Source organism: Sphingomonas caeni (assembly GCF_026013415.1).
Lineage (GTDB): Bacteria > Pseudomonadota > Alphaproteobacteria > Sphingomonadales > Sphingomonadaceae > Sphingomonas > Sphingomonas caeni.
Genome location: NZ_JAPDOK010000006.1, coordinates 47,036 through 62,162, shown reverse-complemented (window position 1 = coordinate 62,162; position 15,127 = coordinate 47,036). Strand labels below are relative to the sequence as shown.

17 protein-coding genes are annotated in these 15,127 nt (G+C 68.9%); 8 read left to right on the top strand and 9 right to left on the bottom strand.

Translation table 11 applies throughout. The annotated features are described in order from the left end of the window. Positions 1-46: 46 nt before the first annotated feature. The 3 genes from OF829_RS15135 to ypfJ all read right to left on the bottom strand — a co-directional run bounded on the left by OF829_RS15135 (position 47) and on the right by ypfJ (position 2,601). The gene (locus OF829_RS15135) at positions 47-787 is read right to left on the bottom strand and encodes a tetratricopeptide repeat protein (RefSeq protein WP_264940939.1); all 741 of its coding nucleotides are present in this window, start codon (positions 785-787) and stop codon (positions 47-49) included. After that, positions 766-1,506, bottom strand: a complete 741-nt coding sequence (locus OF829_RS15130; RefSeq protein WP_264940938.1) for an alpha/beta fold hydrolase — start codon at positions 1,504-1,506, stop codon at positions 766-768. The genes OF829_RS15135 and OF829_RS15130 overlap by 22 nt, the downstream gene beginning before the upstream one ends. 198 nt (positions 1,507-1,704) lie before the next feature. Then, positions 1,705-2,601, bottom strand: a complete 897-nt coding sequence (gene ypfJ, locus OF829_RS15125) for a KPN_02809 family neutral zinc metallopeptidase (RefSeq protein ID WP_264940937.1) — start codon at positions 2,599-2,601, stop codon at positions 1,705-1,707. A 260-nt stretch (positions 2,602-2,861) separates the two neighbouring features. Here ypfJ and OF829_RS15120 point away from each other — a divergent pair, with 260 nt between their 5' ends. The 4 genes from OF829_RS15120 (at position 2,862) to OF829_RS15105 (ending at position 7,005) form a co-directional block, all read left to right on the top strand. After that, positions 2,862-3,992: a patatin-like phospholipase family protein gene (locus tag OF829_RS15120; protein WP_264940936.1), complete on the top strand. Its 1,131-nt coding sequence runs from the start codon at positions 2,862-2,864 to the stop codon at positions 3,990-3,992. Positions 3,993-4,114: 122 nt separating this feature from the next. Next, a complete protein-coding gene (locus tag OF829_RS15115; RefSeq protein ID WP_264940935.1) occupies positions 4,115-4,900 on the top strand; it encodes a 3-hydroxybutyrate dehydrogenase in 786 nt (261 codons plus the stop codon). 20 nt (positions 4,901-4,920) lie between these two features. Beyond that, the gene (locus OF829_RS15110; RefSeq protein ID WP_264940934.1) at positions 4,921-5,541 is read left to right on the top strand and encodes a DUF4893 domain-containing protein; all 621 of its coding nucleotides are present in this window, start codon (positions 4,921-4,923) and stop codon (positions 5,539-5,541) included. A 141-nt stretch (positions 5,542-5,682) separates the two neighbouring features. Further along, complete coding sequence (locus OF829_RS15105; RefSeq protein WP_264940933.1) at positions 5,683-7,005, top strand: amidohydrolase; 1,323 nt, start codon at positions 5,683-5,685, stop codon at positions 7,003-7,005. Positions 7,006-7,014: 9 nt separating this feature from the next. Here OF829_RS15105 and OF829_RS15100 read toward each other — a convergent pair whose 3' ends face one another. Then, positions 7,015-7,779: a COG4705 family protein gene (locus OF829_RS15100; RefSeq protein WP_264940932.1), complete on the bottom strand. Its 765-nt coding sequence runs from the start codon at positions 7,777-7,779 to the stop codon at positions 7,015-7,017. Between the two features lie 51 nt (positions 7,780-7,830). On the opposite strand from OF829_RS15100, the gene OF829_RS15095 reads away from it, so the two are divergent. Further along, the gene (locus tag OF829_RS15095; RefSeq protein ID WP_264940930.1) at positions 7,831-8,556 is read left to right on the top strand and encodes a phosphatase PAP2 family protein; all 726 of its coding nucleotides are present in this window, start codon (positions 7,831-7,833) and stop codon (positions 8,554-8,556) included. Between the two features lie 3 nt (positions 8,557-8,559). Here the strand turns inward: OF829_RS15095 and OF829_RS15090 are convergent, their stop codons facing one another. From OF829_RS15090 to OF829_RS15075, 4 genes are all read right to left on the bottom strand, one after another. Next, positions 8,560-9,213: a ferredoxin gene (locus OF829_RS15090; RefSeq protein WP_264940929.1), complete on the bottom strand. Its 654-nt coding sequence runs from the start codon at positions 9,211-9,213 to the stop codon at positions 8,560-8,562. Positions 9,214-9,233: 20 nt separating this feature from the next. After that, entirely contained in the window at positions 9,234-10,184 is a 951-nt protein-coding gene (locus tag OF829_RS15085) for a cation diffusion facilitator family transporter (RefSeq protein ID WP_264940928.1), read from the bottom strand. A 333-nt stretch (positions 10,185-10,517) separates the two neighbouring features. Further along, positions 10,518-10,847, bottom strand: coding sequence for a hypothetical protein (locus OF829_RS15080; RefSeq protein WP_264940927.1), 330 nt, complete (start codon positions 10,845-10,847; stop codon positions 10,518-10,520). Between the two features lie 129 nt (positions 10,848-10,976). Continuing rightward, positions 10,977-11,741, bottom strand: a complete 765-nt coding sequence (locus tag OF829_RS15075) for a Bax inhibitor-1/YccA family protein (RefSeq protein ID WP_264940926.1) — start codon at positions 11,739-11,741, stop codon at positions 10,977-10,979. A gap of 130 nt (positions 11,742-11,871) precedes the next feature. Here OF829_RS15075 and thpR point away from each other — a divergent pair, with 130 nt between their 5' ends. Next, positions 11,872-12,423: an RNA 2',3'-cyclic phosphodiesterase gene (gene thpR / locus OF829_RS15070; RefSeq protein ID WP_264940925.1), complete on the top strand. Its 552-nt coding sequence runs from the start codon at positions 11,872-11,874 to the stop codon at positions 12,421-12,423. Then, on the top strand, positions 12,420-12,788 hold the full coding sequence (locus OF829_RS15065; protein WP_264940924.1) for a cupin domain-containing protein: 369 nt from the start codon (positions 12,420-12,422) through the stop codon (positions 12,786-12,788). The genes thpR and OF829_RS15065 overlap by 4 nt, the downstream gene beginning before the upstream one ends. Before the next feature lie 22 nt (positions 12,789-12,810). On the opposite strand, the gene OF829_RS15060 is transcribed toward OF829_RS15065, so the two are convergent. After that, positions 12,811-13,278 carry a low molecular weight protein-tyrosine-phosphatase gene (locus OF829_RS15060; protein WP_264940923.1) on the bottom strand — a complete coding sequence of 156 codons (468 nt, stop codon included), beginning with the start codon at positions 13,276-13,278 and terminating at the stop codon, positions 12,811-12,813. 176 nt (positions 13,279-13,454) lie between these two features. On the opposite strand from OF829_RS15060, the gene OF829_RS15055 reads away from it, so the two are divergent. Further along, a complete protein-coding gene (locus OF829_RS15055; protein WP_264940922.1) occupies positions 13,455-15,074 on the top strand; it encodes a spinster family MFS transporter in 1,620 nt (539 codons plus the stop codon). Positions 15,075-15,127: the final 53 nt, after the last annotated feature.

Here is a 15,127-nt window from a genome sequence, read left to right as displayed (position 1 = left end):
TTGCCTGTAACGCCAGCGCTCCGGCCTTCGCCGGAGCACGACGACGTCATCGCTCCGCCCCGAACTGGCCCAAGGCCGCCCGCGCCGCGTTCGCCTCGGGGCTCCCCGGTGCCAGCTCGATCACCCGCGCCCAGGCCGCGCGCGCGGTCGGTTCGTCCCCCAGCACCACCGCGACATTGCCCGCCTCGAGCTGCACCGAGGCATCGTCGGGCGCGAGCCGCAGCGCCTGGTCGATATCCGCCTTGGCGCGCTTCGGGTCGTTCATCCGCCGCGCCAGCGTCGCCGAGAGCAGCCAGGCGAGCGGCTCGCCCGGCGCATTCGAGACCGCCCGGTCGAGATCGTCGCGCGCACCCTCCATATCCCCGCTCGCGACCCGCGCCCGCGCGCGGTCGAGATAGGCCTGCCCCAGCGCCGGCCCCAGCAATGTCCCCGTCCCCAGCGCCGAATCGAGCGCCGCCCTGGCCTTGCCCGCATTGCCCGCGGCCAGCCAGGCATTGCCCGCCTGCGCCCAATAGTCCGCCGCGCGCGGCTCCTTCGCCGCATCGGCCTCGCGCGCCGCGTCCTCGAACGCGCCCGCCGCCGCCGCCCAGCGCTCCTGATTGGCGAGGGCAATCCCCAGGCACTGCCCCGCGCGATAGCCGCCGCCCTCGCCCCGCCAGCGCATCGCGGCCGCCTCGCCCTGTTCGGGGCTGTTGGTGGCCAGCGTGATGCACTCGGCGAGCCGAGCGTTCGGATCGGCCGGCGGCGCGTCCTGGAGCAGGAGGATCAGGGCTGCGGCTGCAAGCATGCAAGTACGTCCTCGATGGCGCGGATGATGAGCGCGATATCCTGCCCGCGCGAAAGCCGGTGGTCGCCGTCCTTGACCAGCCAGGTCTGCACCTCGGCTGAACGCAGCCGGGCGGCGAGCATCGGGCTATGTTCCCAGGGCACGTCGGCGTCCTGCTGCCCGTGCACCAGCCGCACCGGCCCGTCGAACGCGATCGGCGCGGTCAGCACCCGGTTCGCCTCGCCCGACAGATAGAAATCGCGCGTGGTGACGCTCGGCTGGTCCGAATAGGGCGAGGGCTCCTCGATCCGCCCCTCCTGGAGCAGGGTCATCTTCTGCTCGGTGGTGAAGCCCCAATCGGTGAAGTCCGGTGCCGCCGCGATCCCCACCAGCCCCGCGATCCGCTCCGGCCGCGCCATCGCCGCGAGCAGCATCACCCAGCCGCCCATCGACGATCCCACCAGCACCACCGGCCCCTCGGTCAGCGAATCGATCAGGTGCAGCGCATCGTCGCGCCAGCTGGTCAGCGTCTGATCCTCGAATGCCCCCTCGCTCGCCCCGCATCCGGCATAGTCGAAGCGCAGGAACGCGCGCTTGTGCCGCCGCGCCCAGCCCTCGATCGCCAGCGCCTTGGTGCCGCTCATGTCCGAGGCATAGCCCGGCAGGAAGACGATGACGGGCCCCGCCCCCTCGGTCAGATGAAAGGCGAGCCGGGGCGCTTCGGGTTCGGAATCAGCCATTCTGGAGGGTTTAGCGGGGCGAGGAGCGGGGCGCCATGTCCCAAATCCTCCCCCGCCAGGGGGAGGTGGCGCCGAAGGCGTCGGAGGGGGAGGATACGAAACAGAAGTGGCCGCCACCCTCCCCCTCCGTCAGGCTGCGCCTGCCACCTCCCCCTGGCGGGGGAGGGTTAGAACTGGGATCGCTCCTTCAAGACCTCTTCAAATCTCCCCGCTGAACGTATCGCACTTGTCCGGATCGCCGCTCTCGAGCCCGGTCCGCAGCCACTTCATCCGCTGCGCCGAGGTGCCGTGGGTGAAATTCTCGGGCGTCACCCGCCCTTGCGCCTCCTGCTGGAGCGTATCGTCGCCGATCGCGTTGGCGGCGGTCATGCCTTCCTCGATATCGCCCGGCTCGATCCGGTCGCGATTGTGGAAGGCCCAGACCCCGGCATAGCAGTCCGCCTGCAGTTCGAGCCGCACCGACCAGGCATTGCCCTGCTCGCGGCTGCCGCGCTGCTGCATGCCGCTCACCTGCTCCGAGGTGCCGAGCAGATCCTGGATATGGTGCCCCACCTCGTGCGCGATCACATAGGCGCGCGCGAAATCGCCCTTGGCGCCGAAGCGCTTGTCGAGCTCGGCGAAGAAGCTGGTGTCGAGATAGACCCCGTCATCCCCCGGGCAGTAGAAGGGCCCCACCGCCGACGAAGCGCTCCCGCAGCCGGTATCCACCCCGCCCTGGAAGAAGTTGATCGTCGCCGGCGTGTAGCGCTTGCCCTCGCGCTGGAAGATCTGCCCCCAGGTGATCTCGGTCGACCGCATCACCCGGCACGCCTCGAGCCGCTCGGGCGTGTTGCACACCCCTTGGCCGCCGCCCTCGGTGCTCGTCTGCCCGGTGCCCGGCCCCTCGCCGCTGCGATCGACCGGCAGGCCGAGATTGCCGTTGTTCATCATCGTGAACAGCACCAGCACCGCCGCGACCAGCAGCAGCCCGCCGCACCCCAGCCGCCGCCCGAACAGCGCGAAGATCAGCCCGAACAGCGGCAAGCCCCCGCCCCCGCCGCCACCGCTCCCCAGATCGCGCGCATTGTCGGTGGGATCGAGATCGTCGAGCCGCATGGCGGATACCCTCTTGTCGTTCGCTCGGCGCAACAATGCCTGAGTAGGGCGGACGTTGCACCACCAATTCCTCCCCGAGCTTGTCTCGGGGAGGGGGACCGCCGCGAAGCGGTGGTGGAGGGGCGGCGGTGGAACACCGCCGTCTTCGCGGCGGCCCCTCCACCATCCTTCGGATGGTCCCCCTCCCCCAGCTTGCTGGGGGAGGAATGATGACACCAAATTCACTTGCCCCGCCCCTTCCCCTCCACCACATGGCCCGCATGGCCGATGCCACCCCCCGCCGCGCCGCCGCGCTCCCCCTGCCCGACACGGTGGCGCTCGTCCTCCAGGGCGGCGGCGCGCTCGGCAGCTACCAGGCCGGCGTCATCGAAGCGCTCGCCGAGGCGCGGATCGAGATCGACTGGGTCGCCGGCATCTCGATCGGCGCGGTCAACGCCGCGATCGTCGCGGGCAACCCGCCCGAACGCCGCCTCGCCCGGCTCCAGGCCTTCTGGGAACAGGCGACCAGCACGCTCCCCAGCTTCCCCATCCCGTTCGGCGACACCGCGCGCGAGATGGTGCATGAATGGTCCGCCGCGATGGTCGCCTTCACCGGCGTCCCCGGCTTCTTCGCCCCGCGCCTCATCCCGCCCGCGCTCGCCGTTCCCGGCACCCCGGGCGCGCTCAGCTTCTACGACAGCGCCCCGCTCGCCCGCACGCTCGACAGCCTGATCGACTGGGACCTGCTCAACACCGGCCCGGTCCGCCTCTCGGTCGGCGCGGTCGATATCGAGTCCGGCAATTTCCGCTATTTCGACACCACCGGCGAACGCATCGACGCCCGCCACATCATGGCCTCGGGCGCGCTCCCCCCGGGGCTGCCGCCCATCGAGATCGACGGCCGTTTCTACTGGGACGGCGGCCTCGTCTCGAACACCCCGCTTACCCATGTCCTCGACCATCAGAGCGCGGAGATGCTCGTCTTCCAGGTCGATCTCTTCCCCGCCGCGGCGGAGATGCCGCGCACGATCATGGACGTGATGGCGCGCGAGAAGGAGATCCGCTTCTCCAGCCGCACCCGCGCCATCTCGAACGAGCGGATGAAGCTCCGCCAGGAGCGCGAGGCGATCCGCACCCTCCTCGCCAAGCTCCCCGCCGAACTCCGCGACGATCCGGAAGTGAAGGCGCTCGAGGCCCAGGCCGACGAGCTCCCGGTCAGCCTCGTCCACCTCATCTACCGCGCCAATGCCTGGGAGGGCGGCAGCCGCGATTTCGAATTCTCGGCCCGCTCGATGCGCGAGCACTGGCTCGCCGGCCGCACCGCGGTCGCCGAGACGATCGCCAACGCCCAGCTCGTTGCCTCGAACATCCTCGACGGCAAGACCGCCGCCTATGATTTGACGCACCGATGACCACACCCACCCTCGTCATCCCGGCGAAGGCCGGGACCCAGAGCCAAGCAGGTCATCGCCCGTGACTCTGGGTCCCGGCCTTCGCCGGGATGACGAACAATTTTGAAGCACAGGAGTAAGCCATGTTCCTCAAGGGCAAGACCGCCATCGTCACCGGCTCCACCTCGGGCATCGGCCTCGCCTATGCCAAGGCCTTCGCCGCTGAAGGCGCAGCTGTGATGATCAACGGCTTTGGCGACGCGGCCGATATCGAGAAGGAACGCGCCGCGCTTGAGGCCACCAGCGGCGCCAGGGCGCTTTACGACGCGGCCGACATGTCCAGGCCCGATCAGATCGAGGCGATGGTCGCGCGCTGCCACGCCGAGCTTGGCGGTCCGGACATCGTCGTCAGCAACGCCGGCATCCAGCATGTCGCCCGGATCGAGGATTTCCCGCCCGAGAAATGGGACGCGATCATCGCGATCAACTTGAGCTCGACCTTCCACCTGATGCGCCACGCCGTGCCGCTGATGAAGGCGAAGAAATGGGGCCGCATCATCTCGACCGCCTCGGCGCACAGCCTTGTCGCCAGCCCCAACAAATCGGCCTATGTCGCCGCCAAGCACGCCATCGCCGGCCTCACCAAGACCGTCGCGCTCGAAACCGCGACCGACGGCATCACCGTCAACTGCATCTCTCCCGGCTATGTCTGGACCCCGCTCGTCGAGAACCAGATCCCCGACACGATGAAGTCGCGCGGCCTCACCCGCGAGCAGGTGCTCAACGACGTCCTCCTCGCCGCCCAGCCGACCAAGCAGTTCGTCCAGCCGGAACAGGTCGCCGCGCTCGCGCTTTTCCTGTGCCGGGACGAGGCGGCGGCGATCACCGGGTCGAACTATTCGATGGATGGCGGCTGGACCGCGGCCTGATTGAAGTGGAGAGTGGTGGGATGATCCGATTAGCCGTTGCCCTCGCCTTGCTCTCTCTGTCCGCCTGCTCGGTCTATCGCGAGGCGACCAGCACCACCGCCTTCACCTCCGACAATTGGCGCCAGATCGCCACCGACGGCGACCGCGACCGGCTGCGCGGCTGGCGCAAGGCGTGGGACGAGGCGCTCCCCCTCGCCCGCGCCGCCAATCCGGGCGCCATCGCCGCCGAGCCCGAGCTGTTCGACCCCGACCGCGCGCTCAAGGACGCGGGTATCCCGGCGGGCAACTATACCTGCCGCACCTACAAGCTCGGTAAATCGGGCTCGGGCCTCAGCGATTTCTCCGCCTCCCCGGCCTATTCGTGCGTCGTGGTCGCGAGCGAGGCCGGCCTCCCCAGCTTCCACAAGATGGAAGGCCCCCAGCGCCCCACCGGCCTGCTCTTCGCCGACACGCCCTCGCGCCAGGTGTTCCTCGGCACGCTGATCCTCGGCGACGAGGTCTCGCCCTTGCGCTACGGCCTCGACGCCACCCGCAACATGGCCGGCTATGTCGAACGCATCGGCGAACGCCGCTGGCGCCTCGTCTTCCCTTACCCGCGTTTCGAATCGAAGCTCGACATCATCGATCTCGTTCCGGCCTAGGCTTCAATCGTCATCCCGGCGAAAGCCGGGACCCAGGGTCGCAATCGACACCGCTCGTGGCTCTGGGTCCCGGCTTTCGCCGGGATGACGCCGGCGTCCCAGCTTGCTACGCTCCCCCCAACAACAGGGGACCCGCCACACATGCTCCGCAACCTCACCCTCTCCGCCGCCGCGATCGCGCTCGTCGCAACCCCGGTCGCCGCCGCCGCGGACCCCGTCCACGACGCCACCCAGCGCCAGCTCCCCCAGCTGATGACCTTCTACCGTGACTTCCACGCCAACCCGGAGCTCAGCAACCACGAGTCCGCCACCGCCGCCAAGCTCGCCGCGGAGGCGCGCGCCGCGGGGTACGATGTCACCGAGCATGTCGGCGGCAACGGCGTCGTCGCGATCCTGCGCAACGGCCCCGGCCCGGTGATCCTGATCCGCGCCGATATCGACGCGCTGCCCGTCACCGAACAGACCAATCTTCCCTTCGCCTCGAAGGTCCGCGCCACCACTCCCGAGGGCGTCGAGACCGGCGTGATGCACGCCTGCGGCCACGACACGCACATGGCCTCATGGATCGGAACGCTGCGCAACATGGCGGCGATGAAGGGCCAGTGGAAAGGCACGCTGATCATGATCGCCCAGCCCGCCGAGGAGGTCGGCACCGGCGCCAAGGCGATGATCGACGACGGGCTGTTCACCCGCTGGCCCAAGCCCAAATATGCCGTCGCCTTCCACGATGTCGCAGCGCTCCCCGCGGGCACGATCGGCATCCGTTCGGGCTATGTCATGGCCGCGGTCGACTGGGTCGATATCACCGTCAAGGGCGTGGGCGGCCACGGCGCCTATCCGCACACCACCAAGGACCCGATCGTCCTCGCCTCGCGCATCGTCGTCGCGCTCCAGACTTTGGTCAGCCGCGAAGTCGATCCGCTCGAATCCGCCGTCGTCACCGTCGGCAGCTTCCATGGCGGCGCCAAGCCCAACATCATCCCCGACACCGTCCAGCTCCAGCTGACCGTGCGCAGCTACAAGCCCGAGGTGCGCAAGCTGCTGCTCGACGGCATCGGCCGCATCGCGCGCGGCGAGGCGATCGCCGCCGGCATGCCCGACGACAAGATGCCGGTGGTCACGATCAAGGGCGGCGCCACCCCCGCCACCTTCAACACCGATCCGCTGACCCAGCACGTTGCCGGCCTGTTCACCACCCGCTTCGGCAAGGATCGCGTCGTCGATCTCGCGCCCCAGATGGGCGGCGAGGATTTCAGCCAGTTCTACGTCAACGATCCCTCGATCCAGAGCCTGATCTTCTTCGTCGGCGGCGTGCCGCTCGATCAATGGGCGCAGTTCAAGGCGGGCAAGCTCAGCCTCCCCTCGCTCCACAGCCCCTTCTGGGCCCCCGATGCCGAGGCGGTGGTCGGCACCGCCACCGAAGCGATGACCGCCGCGGCGCTGGACCTGTTCAAGGGGAAATAGCGCGCGCCCTCAGTCCCCCGCCGGATGCCCGCCCGCGCGCTGCGGCAGCACCAGGATCAGCGCCAGGATCGCCGCCGCCAGTACCGCGCTCGCGAGCGGCCGGCTGAAGTCGAGCCCGCCGCTGGCGATCGGCTTGTCGAGGAAATCCCCCACCGCCGCCCCCAGCGGCCGTGTCAGGATGAACGCCGCCCAGAACAGCCACACCCGGCTCACCCGGGTCCGGAAATAGAGCCCTGCCACCACCGCCAGCGCCCCCGCGAACACCAGGGCCGCACCCGAATAGCCCAGATCACCGGTATCCGCAGTCCAATCACCCAGCGCGGTGCCGAGCGTCTGCGAAAAGGTGATCGTCACCCAATAGAAGAGCTCGGCCCGCGGCGCGCTCACGCTCTCGACCGACACCGTCCCCAGCACCGCGCGCCACACCGCCAGCGATCCGATCACGCACGCCAGCAGCAGCAGCGACCCGCCCGGATAGCCGATCCCCAGGGATCGCGTCGCGAAATCGGCCATCGTCGTGCCCGCGGTGGTCGATGCGATGATCGTCGCCCAATAGAGCCAGACATTGAACCGCTTCGCCGCGATCTGCGCCCAGACGAGCACCACCAACAGGCTCAGGAAGATCGCGGTCCCGATCAGATAGCCCAGATCCATCGTCATGCTGACGGTGTCGCCCCCGGTTTCGCCCAGCGTGGTCGCGAGGATCTTGATCACCCAGAAACCCAGCGTCACCGCGGGCACCTTGCTCACCGTCTCGCGTTCGTCCTGGGTCATGCGGCCTTCCCGGTTGCGTGGGGCCCGATAGAGCGCGCAGAAAGCGGCAAGATGATCAACCCCCTCCCCCGCCTCCTCGCCCTCGCCCGCTCGATCCGCGGCGACGGCCGCCTGCTGCTCGCCTTCCTGGCGCTCGCCATCCTCTCACTGGTCTTCCTCAAGCTCGCCTCGGAAGTGGTCGAGGGCGACACCATGGCGTTCGACCGCTGGGCGATGCTCGCGCTGCGCGACCCGCGCGACCCCTGGATCCCCGTCGGCGTCGCCTGGCTCCAGGTTCCGATGCGCGAGATCACCGTGCTCGGCGGCCCGACCAGCCTCACATTGCTCACGTTCGCCATCACCGGCTTCCTCCTCTTCGCGCGCAAGTTCGCCACCGCGGGCTTCGTCGCCGCCTCGATCACCGGCGGCGCGATCCTGAGCGTGGCGCTCAAGGACCTGTTCCTTCGCCCTCGCCCGGCCATCGTCCCCCATCTCGTCGCGGTCGACGCCACCAGCTTCCCCAGCGGCCATGCGATGAACAGCGCGATCGTCTTCCTCACCCTCGGCGCGCTCCTCACCCGCACCCAGAAGGACCGGGGGGTGCGCATCTACCTGATCGCGGTCTCGATCCTGCTCACCCTGCTGGTCGGCTTCTCGCGCGTCTATTTGGGGGTCCATTGGCCCAGCGACGTCATCGCCGGCTGGATCGTCGGCGCCGCCTGGGCCACCTTCTGCCTGGCCATCGCGCGCATCCTCCAGGAACACCGCCGGATCGAGGCGCCCGAGGAGACGGGCTGACCGCTACATGCGATAGGCAGTGCCCGCGCCGCCCTCCGCCCATTCGCTCGCGGTGTACCAGCGCACCGGCCCCGCGTCGCATTTATGCAGCCACGCCTCGACCATGCGCCCCACCGCATGCCCCGGCTCCCCCGGCGGCAGGATCGCCACGAACGTGCCTGCCTCGCTACCCGCTTCGAAACTCACGGCGTGGAATCGCCACCCGAACCAGCTGAGCCGCACGGTTCGCGTCAACGGCGGGATGCCGGGCCACACCAGATACCCCTTTTCCGAACGCAGATAGGCGCGGAACGCCCCCGCGACCTCGCCGGCGCTCGGGGCGCGCGCTCGCCTGGGCGCCCAGGCAAAGCTGACCCGGTCGCGCATCATCCGGCGCGACCGGAAATCGCCGGGATGTTCGGCATGATAGATCAGGCCCGCCTCGGCCATCCGCCGCAGGATCGCCGCGTCGCGCCCGCGATAGGTGATGCAATCGAACTCCTGGCATTCGAGCACCTCGAACATCCGCCCGAGCTCATCGTCGGAAACCGGCTGGCGGACGATCCGACAGCCGCCTTGCTCGGTCCAGCCGAAAAGGTCGGGGGCGATGCTCTCGGGAACGCCGCACGCAGTGCAGCATGTCGGATCGACGTGAAAGGGTTCATCCGCCTCGGCCATGCCCGAGCCTAGCGCTGCCCTCATCCCAAAGCCACCGCGTCCACCGCGTCCTCGGCTTTCTCCGGCCGGATATAGATGGACTGGAGCATCGGCATCGCCGCCTTCAGCTCATGCTCGATCGCCTCGATCAGCGTCTCGCCCTCGCCCATCGTCAGCGAATCCTCGAAGTCCGCGCTGATCGCGACGAAAATGCGTTCGGGCGCGGTGTGGATGGTGCGGACGTGATTGACCCGAACGATCTCGGGCCGCCCTTCGAGCAGCGCGCGCACGCGCTCGACGATCGCCGGGTCCGCCCGCTCGCCGATCAGCAGCCCCTTGGCCTCGCGCGCGAGCAGGGTCGCGACCCCCGCCAGGATCGCCCCGATCGCGATCGAGGCCGCCCCGTCGATCCGCGGATCGCCCCAGGCCTGGCTCGCCCAGATCCCCGCGCCCGCCACCGCCAGCCCCGCGAGCGCCGCCGAATCCTCGAACAGCACGATGAACCCCGCCGGGTCCTTCGATTCCTTGATCGCCTGCCACCACGGCGTCGTGCCCTTGGCGGCGGCGAATTCGCGGCAGGCGATCCACCAGCTCGTGCCCTCGAGCGCGAGGGCGATGCCGAGCACCGCATAGTTGATCCAGGGATTCCCGAGCGGCTCGGGCTCGGCGATATGCTTCCAGCCTTCGTACACCGAGACCCCCGCCCCCAGCCCGAAGATCAGGATCGCAACGACGAAGCTCCAGAAATAAAGCTCGCGGCCATAGCCGAAGGGGTGCTCGCGGTCGGGCGGCCGCCTGGCGCGGCGCTGGCCGTAGAGGAGCAGCCCCTGGTTGCCGCTGTCGACCAGGCTGTGCACCCCCTCGGTCAGCATCGAGGAAGAGCCGGTGATCGCCGCCGCCACGAACTTGGCGGCGGCGATCCCCAGATTGGCGCCCAAGGCCGCCAGGATGACGATATTGGCACGCCAGCCCTTGGCGGGGGTGGCTGCCAAGTTAGGGCCTGTACCCGATGGCGGCAACGGCCGTGACGGAGCGCATTTTGGCGTACAGGTAGGAGCAAGGAGGGAGCGATGGAACTCCATCGTGACCGACGCCGCGACGCCGCTGTGCGCCAAAATGCGCCCGCCCCGAAGGGGTCGCCCGGAGAGGGGCGCTGGCTGCGTCACGCCGCTTGCGCGTAGCACCGCTACGCGACTGCACGACCTTCCTTGCCAGATGGGCAGGTGGAACTGCCCCCGGCAGTTCCAGCCATGTCCGGGGGACTTGGCGGCCTGCCCATCCTCTCCAGGCGATCACGGTCATTGCCGCCATCGGGTGCAGGCCCTTTAGTCGAGGCCCAGCTTGGCCGCGATCCTGTTGAACAGCCCGGGCTCCTTGCGCTTGGCGAGCTTGCGCTCGGCCTTCTCGTCATAGCCCGAGGAGGGCGCGGGGTCGTGCGCGCTCCCGCCATGCGAATGCACCGGCTGGACCGAGGCGGGCGGGTCCGACGCGTCCATCGATTCGTCGAGCCCGCGGTCGAGCCGCGCCTCCTTGCTCTCGGGGTTGGCATAGAGCCGCTTGGCGATCGACTCGTCGGTGCCCGCATCGGAAGGCAGGGTCGGGGCGGGCTTCTCATTCTCCGGCGTCAGCACCGGATTGACCGGGTTGGCGTCCATCACAGTCACTCCTTGAGCGTTGGCCTTCTGAAACGACCGGGCAGAGCGCCCGTTCCGCGCCTCGCCCCGAAACAAAACGGCCCGGCGTTTCCGCCGGGCCGCTTCGTCACGCTCTAGGGTGCGTGGCGATCAGTCCCGCCGGCCACCGAAAAGCTGCAGCAGGATCAGGAACATGTTGATGAAGTCGAGGTACAGCCGCAGCGCGCTCATGATGACGGCCTTGCCCATCATGTCGGTGCCGCGGACATAGTCGTACATCGCCTTGGCCTGCTGCGTGTGGAACGCGGTCAGCCCGGCAAAGACCAGCACGCCGATCAGGTTCAGCCCCAGCGCGATCACGCTCGATTGCAGGAAGAAGTTGATCAGCATGCCCGCGATCATCCCGAACAGCCCCATCACCATGAAGGCGCCGAGCGGTCCCAGGTTGCGCTTGGTCGTGTAGCCGAACAGGCTCAGCCCCGCGAACGCCGCCGCGGTCGCGAAAAAGGCGCCCGCGATCGAGGTGCCGGTATAGGCGAAAGCGAGGATCGAGAGCGACATCCCCATCAGCACCGCATAGATCCAGAACATCGCCTGGAGCGCCGCGGTCGAGAAGCGGTTCTGCCCGAAGCTCATCGCGAAAACGACGCCGATCGGCGCGATCGTGACGATCCAGCCCAGCGGCAGGATGCCCGCGATCTTGCCGGTGAGCGGGTCGAACGCGAACAGCAGTCCGCTCAGGCTCGTCTGCGAAAACAGCAACGCGACGATGCCCGTCAGCAGAACGCCCGACGCCATGTAATTGTAGATCGACAGCATATAGGATCTGAGACCCGCATCGATCGCGTCGGCGCGGGTGCCGGCCGGCGCCGCATAGGGCGAGGCGCCCGGACGGGGATCGGACCAATTGGCCATGGTGAACTCCTTTGCCCGGCATAGCCTCAAGACGAGGGGCGCCGGATGCGCGGAATATCGGAGTTCCCCTGCGCCAATACAAGCAAAACCGGTTCCCTTGGCGCCCGATTGAGGGTTAAGCGGACCCGTCATGCACCGCCTGTTCGTCGGCCTCAGGCCCCCCGCCTCGATCCGCGAGCGCCTGCTCGCGCTGATGGGCGGCATCCCCGGCGCGCGCTGGCAGAATGACGGCCAGCTCCACATCACCCTGCGCTATATCGGCGAGGTCGATCGCCCGCTCGCCGAGGATATCGCGCTCGGCCTCGGCCAGGTCCATTTCCCGGCTTTCGAAGTGGCGCTCCACGGCGTCGGCCAGTTCGACAGCCGCGGCCGCCCCAATGCGGTCTGGGCCGGCATCCGCCCGCACGACCAAGTCAGCCAACTCCACCACAAGCTCGACAAGGCGCTGGCCCGGCTGGGCCTCGAGCCCGAGCACCGCGCCTATCTCCCGCATATCACCCTCGCCCGGATGAACGGCGCCGCGGGCGTGGCGGACCGCTTCCTCGCCGATCATGCCGGGCTTTCCAGCCCGCCCTTCGGCTTCACCCATTTCACCCTGTTCGAAAGCCATCTCGCCGGCGAAGGCGCGATCTACGAGACCATCGAACGCTATCCGCTCGATCCGCCTGGAGGGCTCCCATGACCGACACCGCCTATGACATCGCCACCGACGAGATTCTCCACGCCGCCGGCGAGCATATCGACGCCGCCGCCATCGCCGGCGCGCAATCGCCCTGGTGGAACCGCACGCTCACCCAGGTCAACGACACCTGGGTCCGCCTCGCGGTGATCGAGGGCGATTTCCACTGGCACAAGCATGAGGCCGAGGACGAATTCTTCTTCGTCCTCGAAGGCCGGCTCGACATCGAGCTCGAGGACCGCACCGTCACCCTGCTCCCCCAGCAGGGCTTCACCGTCCCGAGGAACACGATGCACTTCCCCCACGCGATCGGCCGCACGGTGGTGCTGCTGGTCGAAAATGCCGGCGTGGTGCCGACGGGGGACTGATCCTCCCCGGAACTGGCAGGAATTAATCCCCCCGCATCACCGCGACCAGCGCCTCCGCAGCCACGCTCACGTCGCGCCACACCAGCTCGAACGCGATGTCGTCCTGATAATAGGGGTCGCTCACCCCTTCGCCCATGCGCCCCGGCACATGGTCCAGCAGCAGCGCGAGCCGCGCGCTGGTGTCGCTCGGCGCGATCTTCCTCAGGTCGCGCAGATTCTGGGGATCGAGCGCCAGGATATGGTCGAAGCTGCGGAAATCCTCGCCGCGCACCTGCCGCGCCTTGTAGCTTGAGATGTCGATCCCGTGCCGCGCCGCCACCGCGACCGCGCGCTCGTCGGGCGGGTGCCCGACATGCCACTCGCCGGTCCCCGCCGAATCGACCATGATCTCGAGCCCCGCGCGCGCCGCCGCATCGCGCATCGCCGCCTCCGCCAGCGGCGACCGGCAGATATTGCCGAGACATACGAACAGAATGGATGGCGTCTTCACACAACACCTCTTTCGTAAACACGGTATGCCCGCTACGCTTTGGCTTCGGCAAGCACGGTGCCGGCCCGCTCCCCCTCCCGGCCACCCTTATTCTAGTAGCCTATGGGTGGCCGGGAGGGGGAGCGGGCCGGCACCGTATCTCGGCGAGAGCCGAGCACAAAGAGGAAGAGGGCGACATGGCGGAAACCGACGAAGCGAAGCCCGCTCCCCTCGAAACCCGCGCCTCGCCCTACGCCTGGTACGTGCTCGGCGTCCTCTTCCTCGTCTATACGCTCAACTTCATCGATCGCCAGATCATCACCATCCTCGCCCCCGATATCCGCAAGGATCTGGGGCTCAGCCTGGCGGATATCGGCTTCCTCTATGGCACCGCGTTCGGCGTCTTCTACGCCCTGTTCGGCATCCCGCTCGGCCGCCTCGCCGACAATTGGCACCGCGGCCGGCTGCTCACCCTCGGCCTCGCACTCTGGTCGACCATGACCGCGCTGTCGGGCCTTGCCCGCACCGGGCTCGGCCTCGCCGGCGCGCGCATCGGCGTCGGCATCGGCGAGGCGACCGCGAGCCCCTCGGCCTATTCGCTCCTGTCGGACTGGTTCCCCAAGCGCCAGCGCGCCACCGCGCTCGCCATCTATTCGGCCGGCATCTATGTCGGCGGCGGTTTCTCGCTGTTCGTCGGCGGCAAGATCGCCGACACCTGGAACCAATGGTACCCCGCCAATCCGCCCTTCGGCCTCCATGGCTGGCAGGCGGCGTTCATGGCGGTCGGCCTGCCGGGCCTGCTGCTCGCGCTCTGGATCTCCACGCTCAAGGAGCCGATGCGCGGCCAGTCCGAGGGCCTGCGCGCGCCGCCCCACCCCGCCCCGTTCAAGGCATTCTTCGAAGAGCTGCTGACGATCGTCCCGCCCTTCACCCTGATCGGCGCGGCGCGAAACGGCGTGAAGGCGCTCAGCGCCAATCTCCTCGCGCTGCTCATCGTCGCCGCCCTTGCCATGGGCCTGGTCGCGCTCGAGACGAAGAGCGAGATCTGGTCGTTCGCGCACAAATGGTCGGCGGTGCGCGTCTCGGTCTTCGTGCAATGGGCCGCGGTCGGGATCGGCGCCTATGCGGTGTTCAGCTGGGCCTCTGCGCTGCGCCACCGCGACCGCCCGACCTTCCGGCTGATCGTCGGCACGCCTGCCTTTCTCTGCGTGGTGCTCACCTATGGCCTCAACGCCTTCCTCGCCTATGCCACCGCCGCGGTCGCCCCCAGCTATGCCGCGCACAATTGGGGCCTGGGCGCCGCCGAGATCGGCCTCAAGATCGGCGCCCCCGCGATGCTCGCCGGCTTCCTCGGCGTCACCCTCGGCGGCCTCGCCGCGGACCGGCTGCGCCAGCGCTACGCCACCGGGCGCGTCATGGTGATCCTGTTCGGCCTGTTCGCGCCGATTGCGCCGCTGCTGATCGCGTTCACCACCACCGACGTGACGATCTATTTCATCACCCTGCCCATCGCCCAGCTCCTCACCAGCACCGCGCTCGGCGCCGCCGCCGCCGCCTCGCAGGACCTCGTCCTCCCCCGCATGCGCGGCACCGCGACCGGCGCCTTCTTCATCGGCACCACGCTGATCGGCCTCGCGCTCGGGCCCTATCTCGCGGGCCGCATCGCCGACCTCACCGGCAGCATCGCGACCGGCCTGCTCTCGCTGCTCGCCGTGACTCCGATCGCGCTGGCCGCCGGCATCGCCGCGCTGAAGCTCGTCCCCAAGGCCGAGGCCTCGCGCGAGGAGCGCGCCCGCGCCGCGGGAGAGCCGATCTAGCGCCCCTCGGCTCGGGCCGCCGCACGACAGGCTCGTACCATCGGCTCCGTACC

Bases quoted from the DNA above. Each gene is read 5' to 3' on its own strand.
- OF829_RS15115 (WP_264940935.1), top strand. From the start codon at position 4,115: ATGTTCCTCAAGGGCAAGACCGCCATCGTCACCGGCTCCACCTCGGGC.
- OF829_RS15055 (WP_264940922.1), top strand. From the start codon at position 13,455: ATGGCGGAAACCGACGAAGCGAAGCCCGCTCCCCTCGAAACCCGCGCC.
- OF829_RS15135 (WP_264940939.1), bottom strand. From the start codon at position 787: ATGCTTGCAGCCGCAGCCCTGATCCTCCTGCTCCAGGACGCGCCGCCG.
- OF829_RS15090 (WP_264940929.1), bottom strand. From the start codon at position 9,213: ATGGCCGAGGCGGATGAACCCTTTCACGTCGATCCGACATGCTGCACT.
- OF829_RS15080 (WP_264940927.1), bottom strand. From the start codon at position 10,847: ATGGACGCCAACCCGGTCAATCCGGTGCTGACGCCGGAGAATGAGAAG.
- OF829_RS15130 (WP_264940938.1), bottom strand. From the start codon at position 1,506: ATGGCTGATTCCGAACCCGAAGCGCCCCGGCTCGCCTTTCATCTGACC.
- OF829_RS15110 (WP_264940934.1), top strand. From the start codon at position 4,921: ATGATCCGATTAGCCGTTGCCCTCGCCTTGCTCTCTCTGTCCGCCTGC.
- ypfJ (WP_264940937.1), bottom strand. From the start codon at position 2,601: ATGCGGCTCGACGATCTCGATCCCACCGACAATGCGCGCGATCTGGGG.
- thpR (WP_264940925.1), top strand. From the start codon at position 11,872: ATGCACCGCCTGTTCGTCGGCCTCAGGCCCCCCGCCTCGATCCGCGAG.
- OF829_RS15095 (WP_264940930.1), top strand. From the start codon at position 7,831: ATGATCAACCCCCTCCCCCGCCTCCTCGCCCTCGCCCGCTCGATCCGC.
- OF829_RS15075 (WP_264940926.1), bottom strand. From the start codon at position 11,741: ATGGCCAATTGGTCCGATCCCCGTCCGGGCGCCTCGCCCTATGCGGCG.
- OF829_RS15120 (WP_264940936.1), top strand. From the start codon at position 2,862: ATGGCCGATGCCACCCCCCGCCGCGCCGCCGCGCTCCCCCTGCCCGAC.
- OF829_RS15065 (WP_264940924.1), top strand. From the start codon at position 12,420: ATGACCGACACCGCCTATGACATCGCCACCGACGAGATTCTCCACGCC.
- OF829_RS15105 (WP_264940933.1), top strand. From the start codon at position 5,683: ATGCTCCGCAACCTCACCCTCTCCGCCGCCGCGATCGCGCTCGTCGCA.
- OF829_RS15100 (WP_264940932.1), bottom strand. From the start codon at position 7,779: ATGACCCAGGACGAACGCGAGACGGTGAGCAAGGTGCCCGCGGTGACG.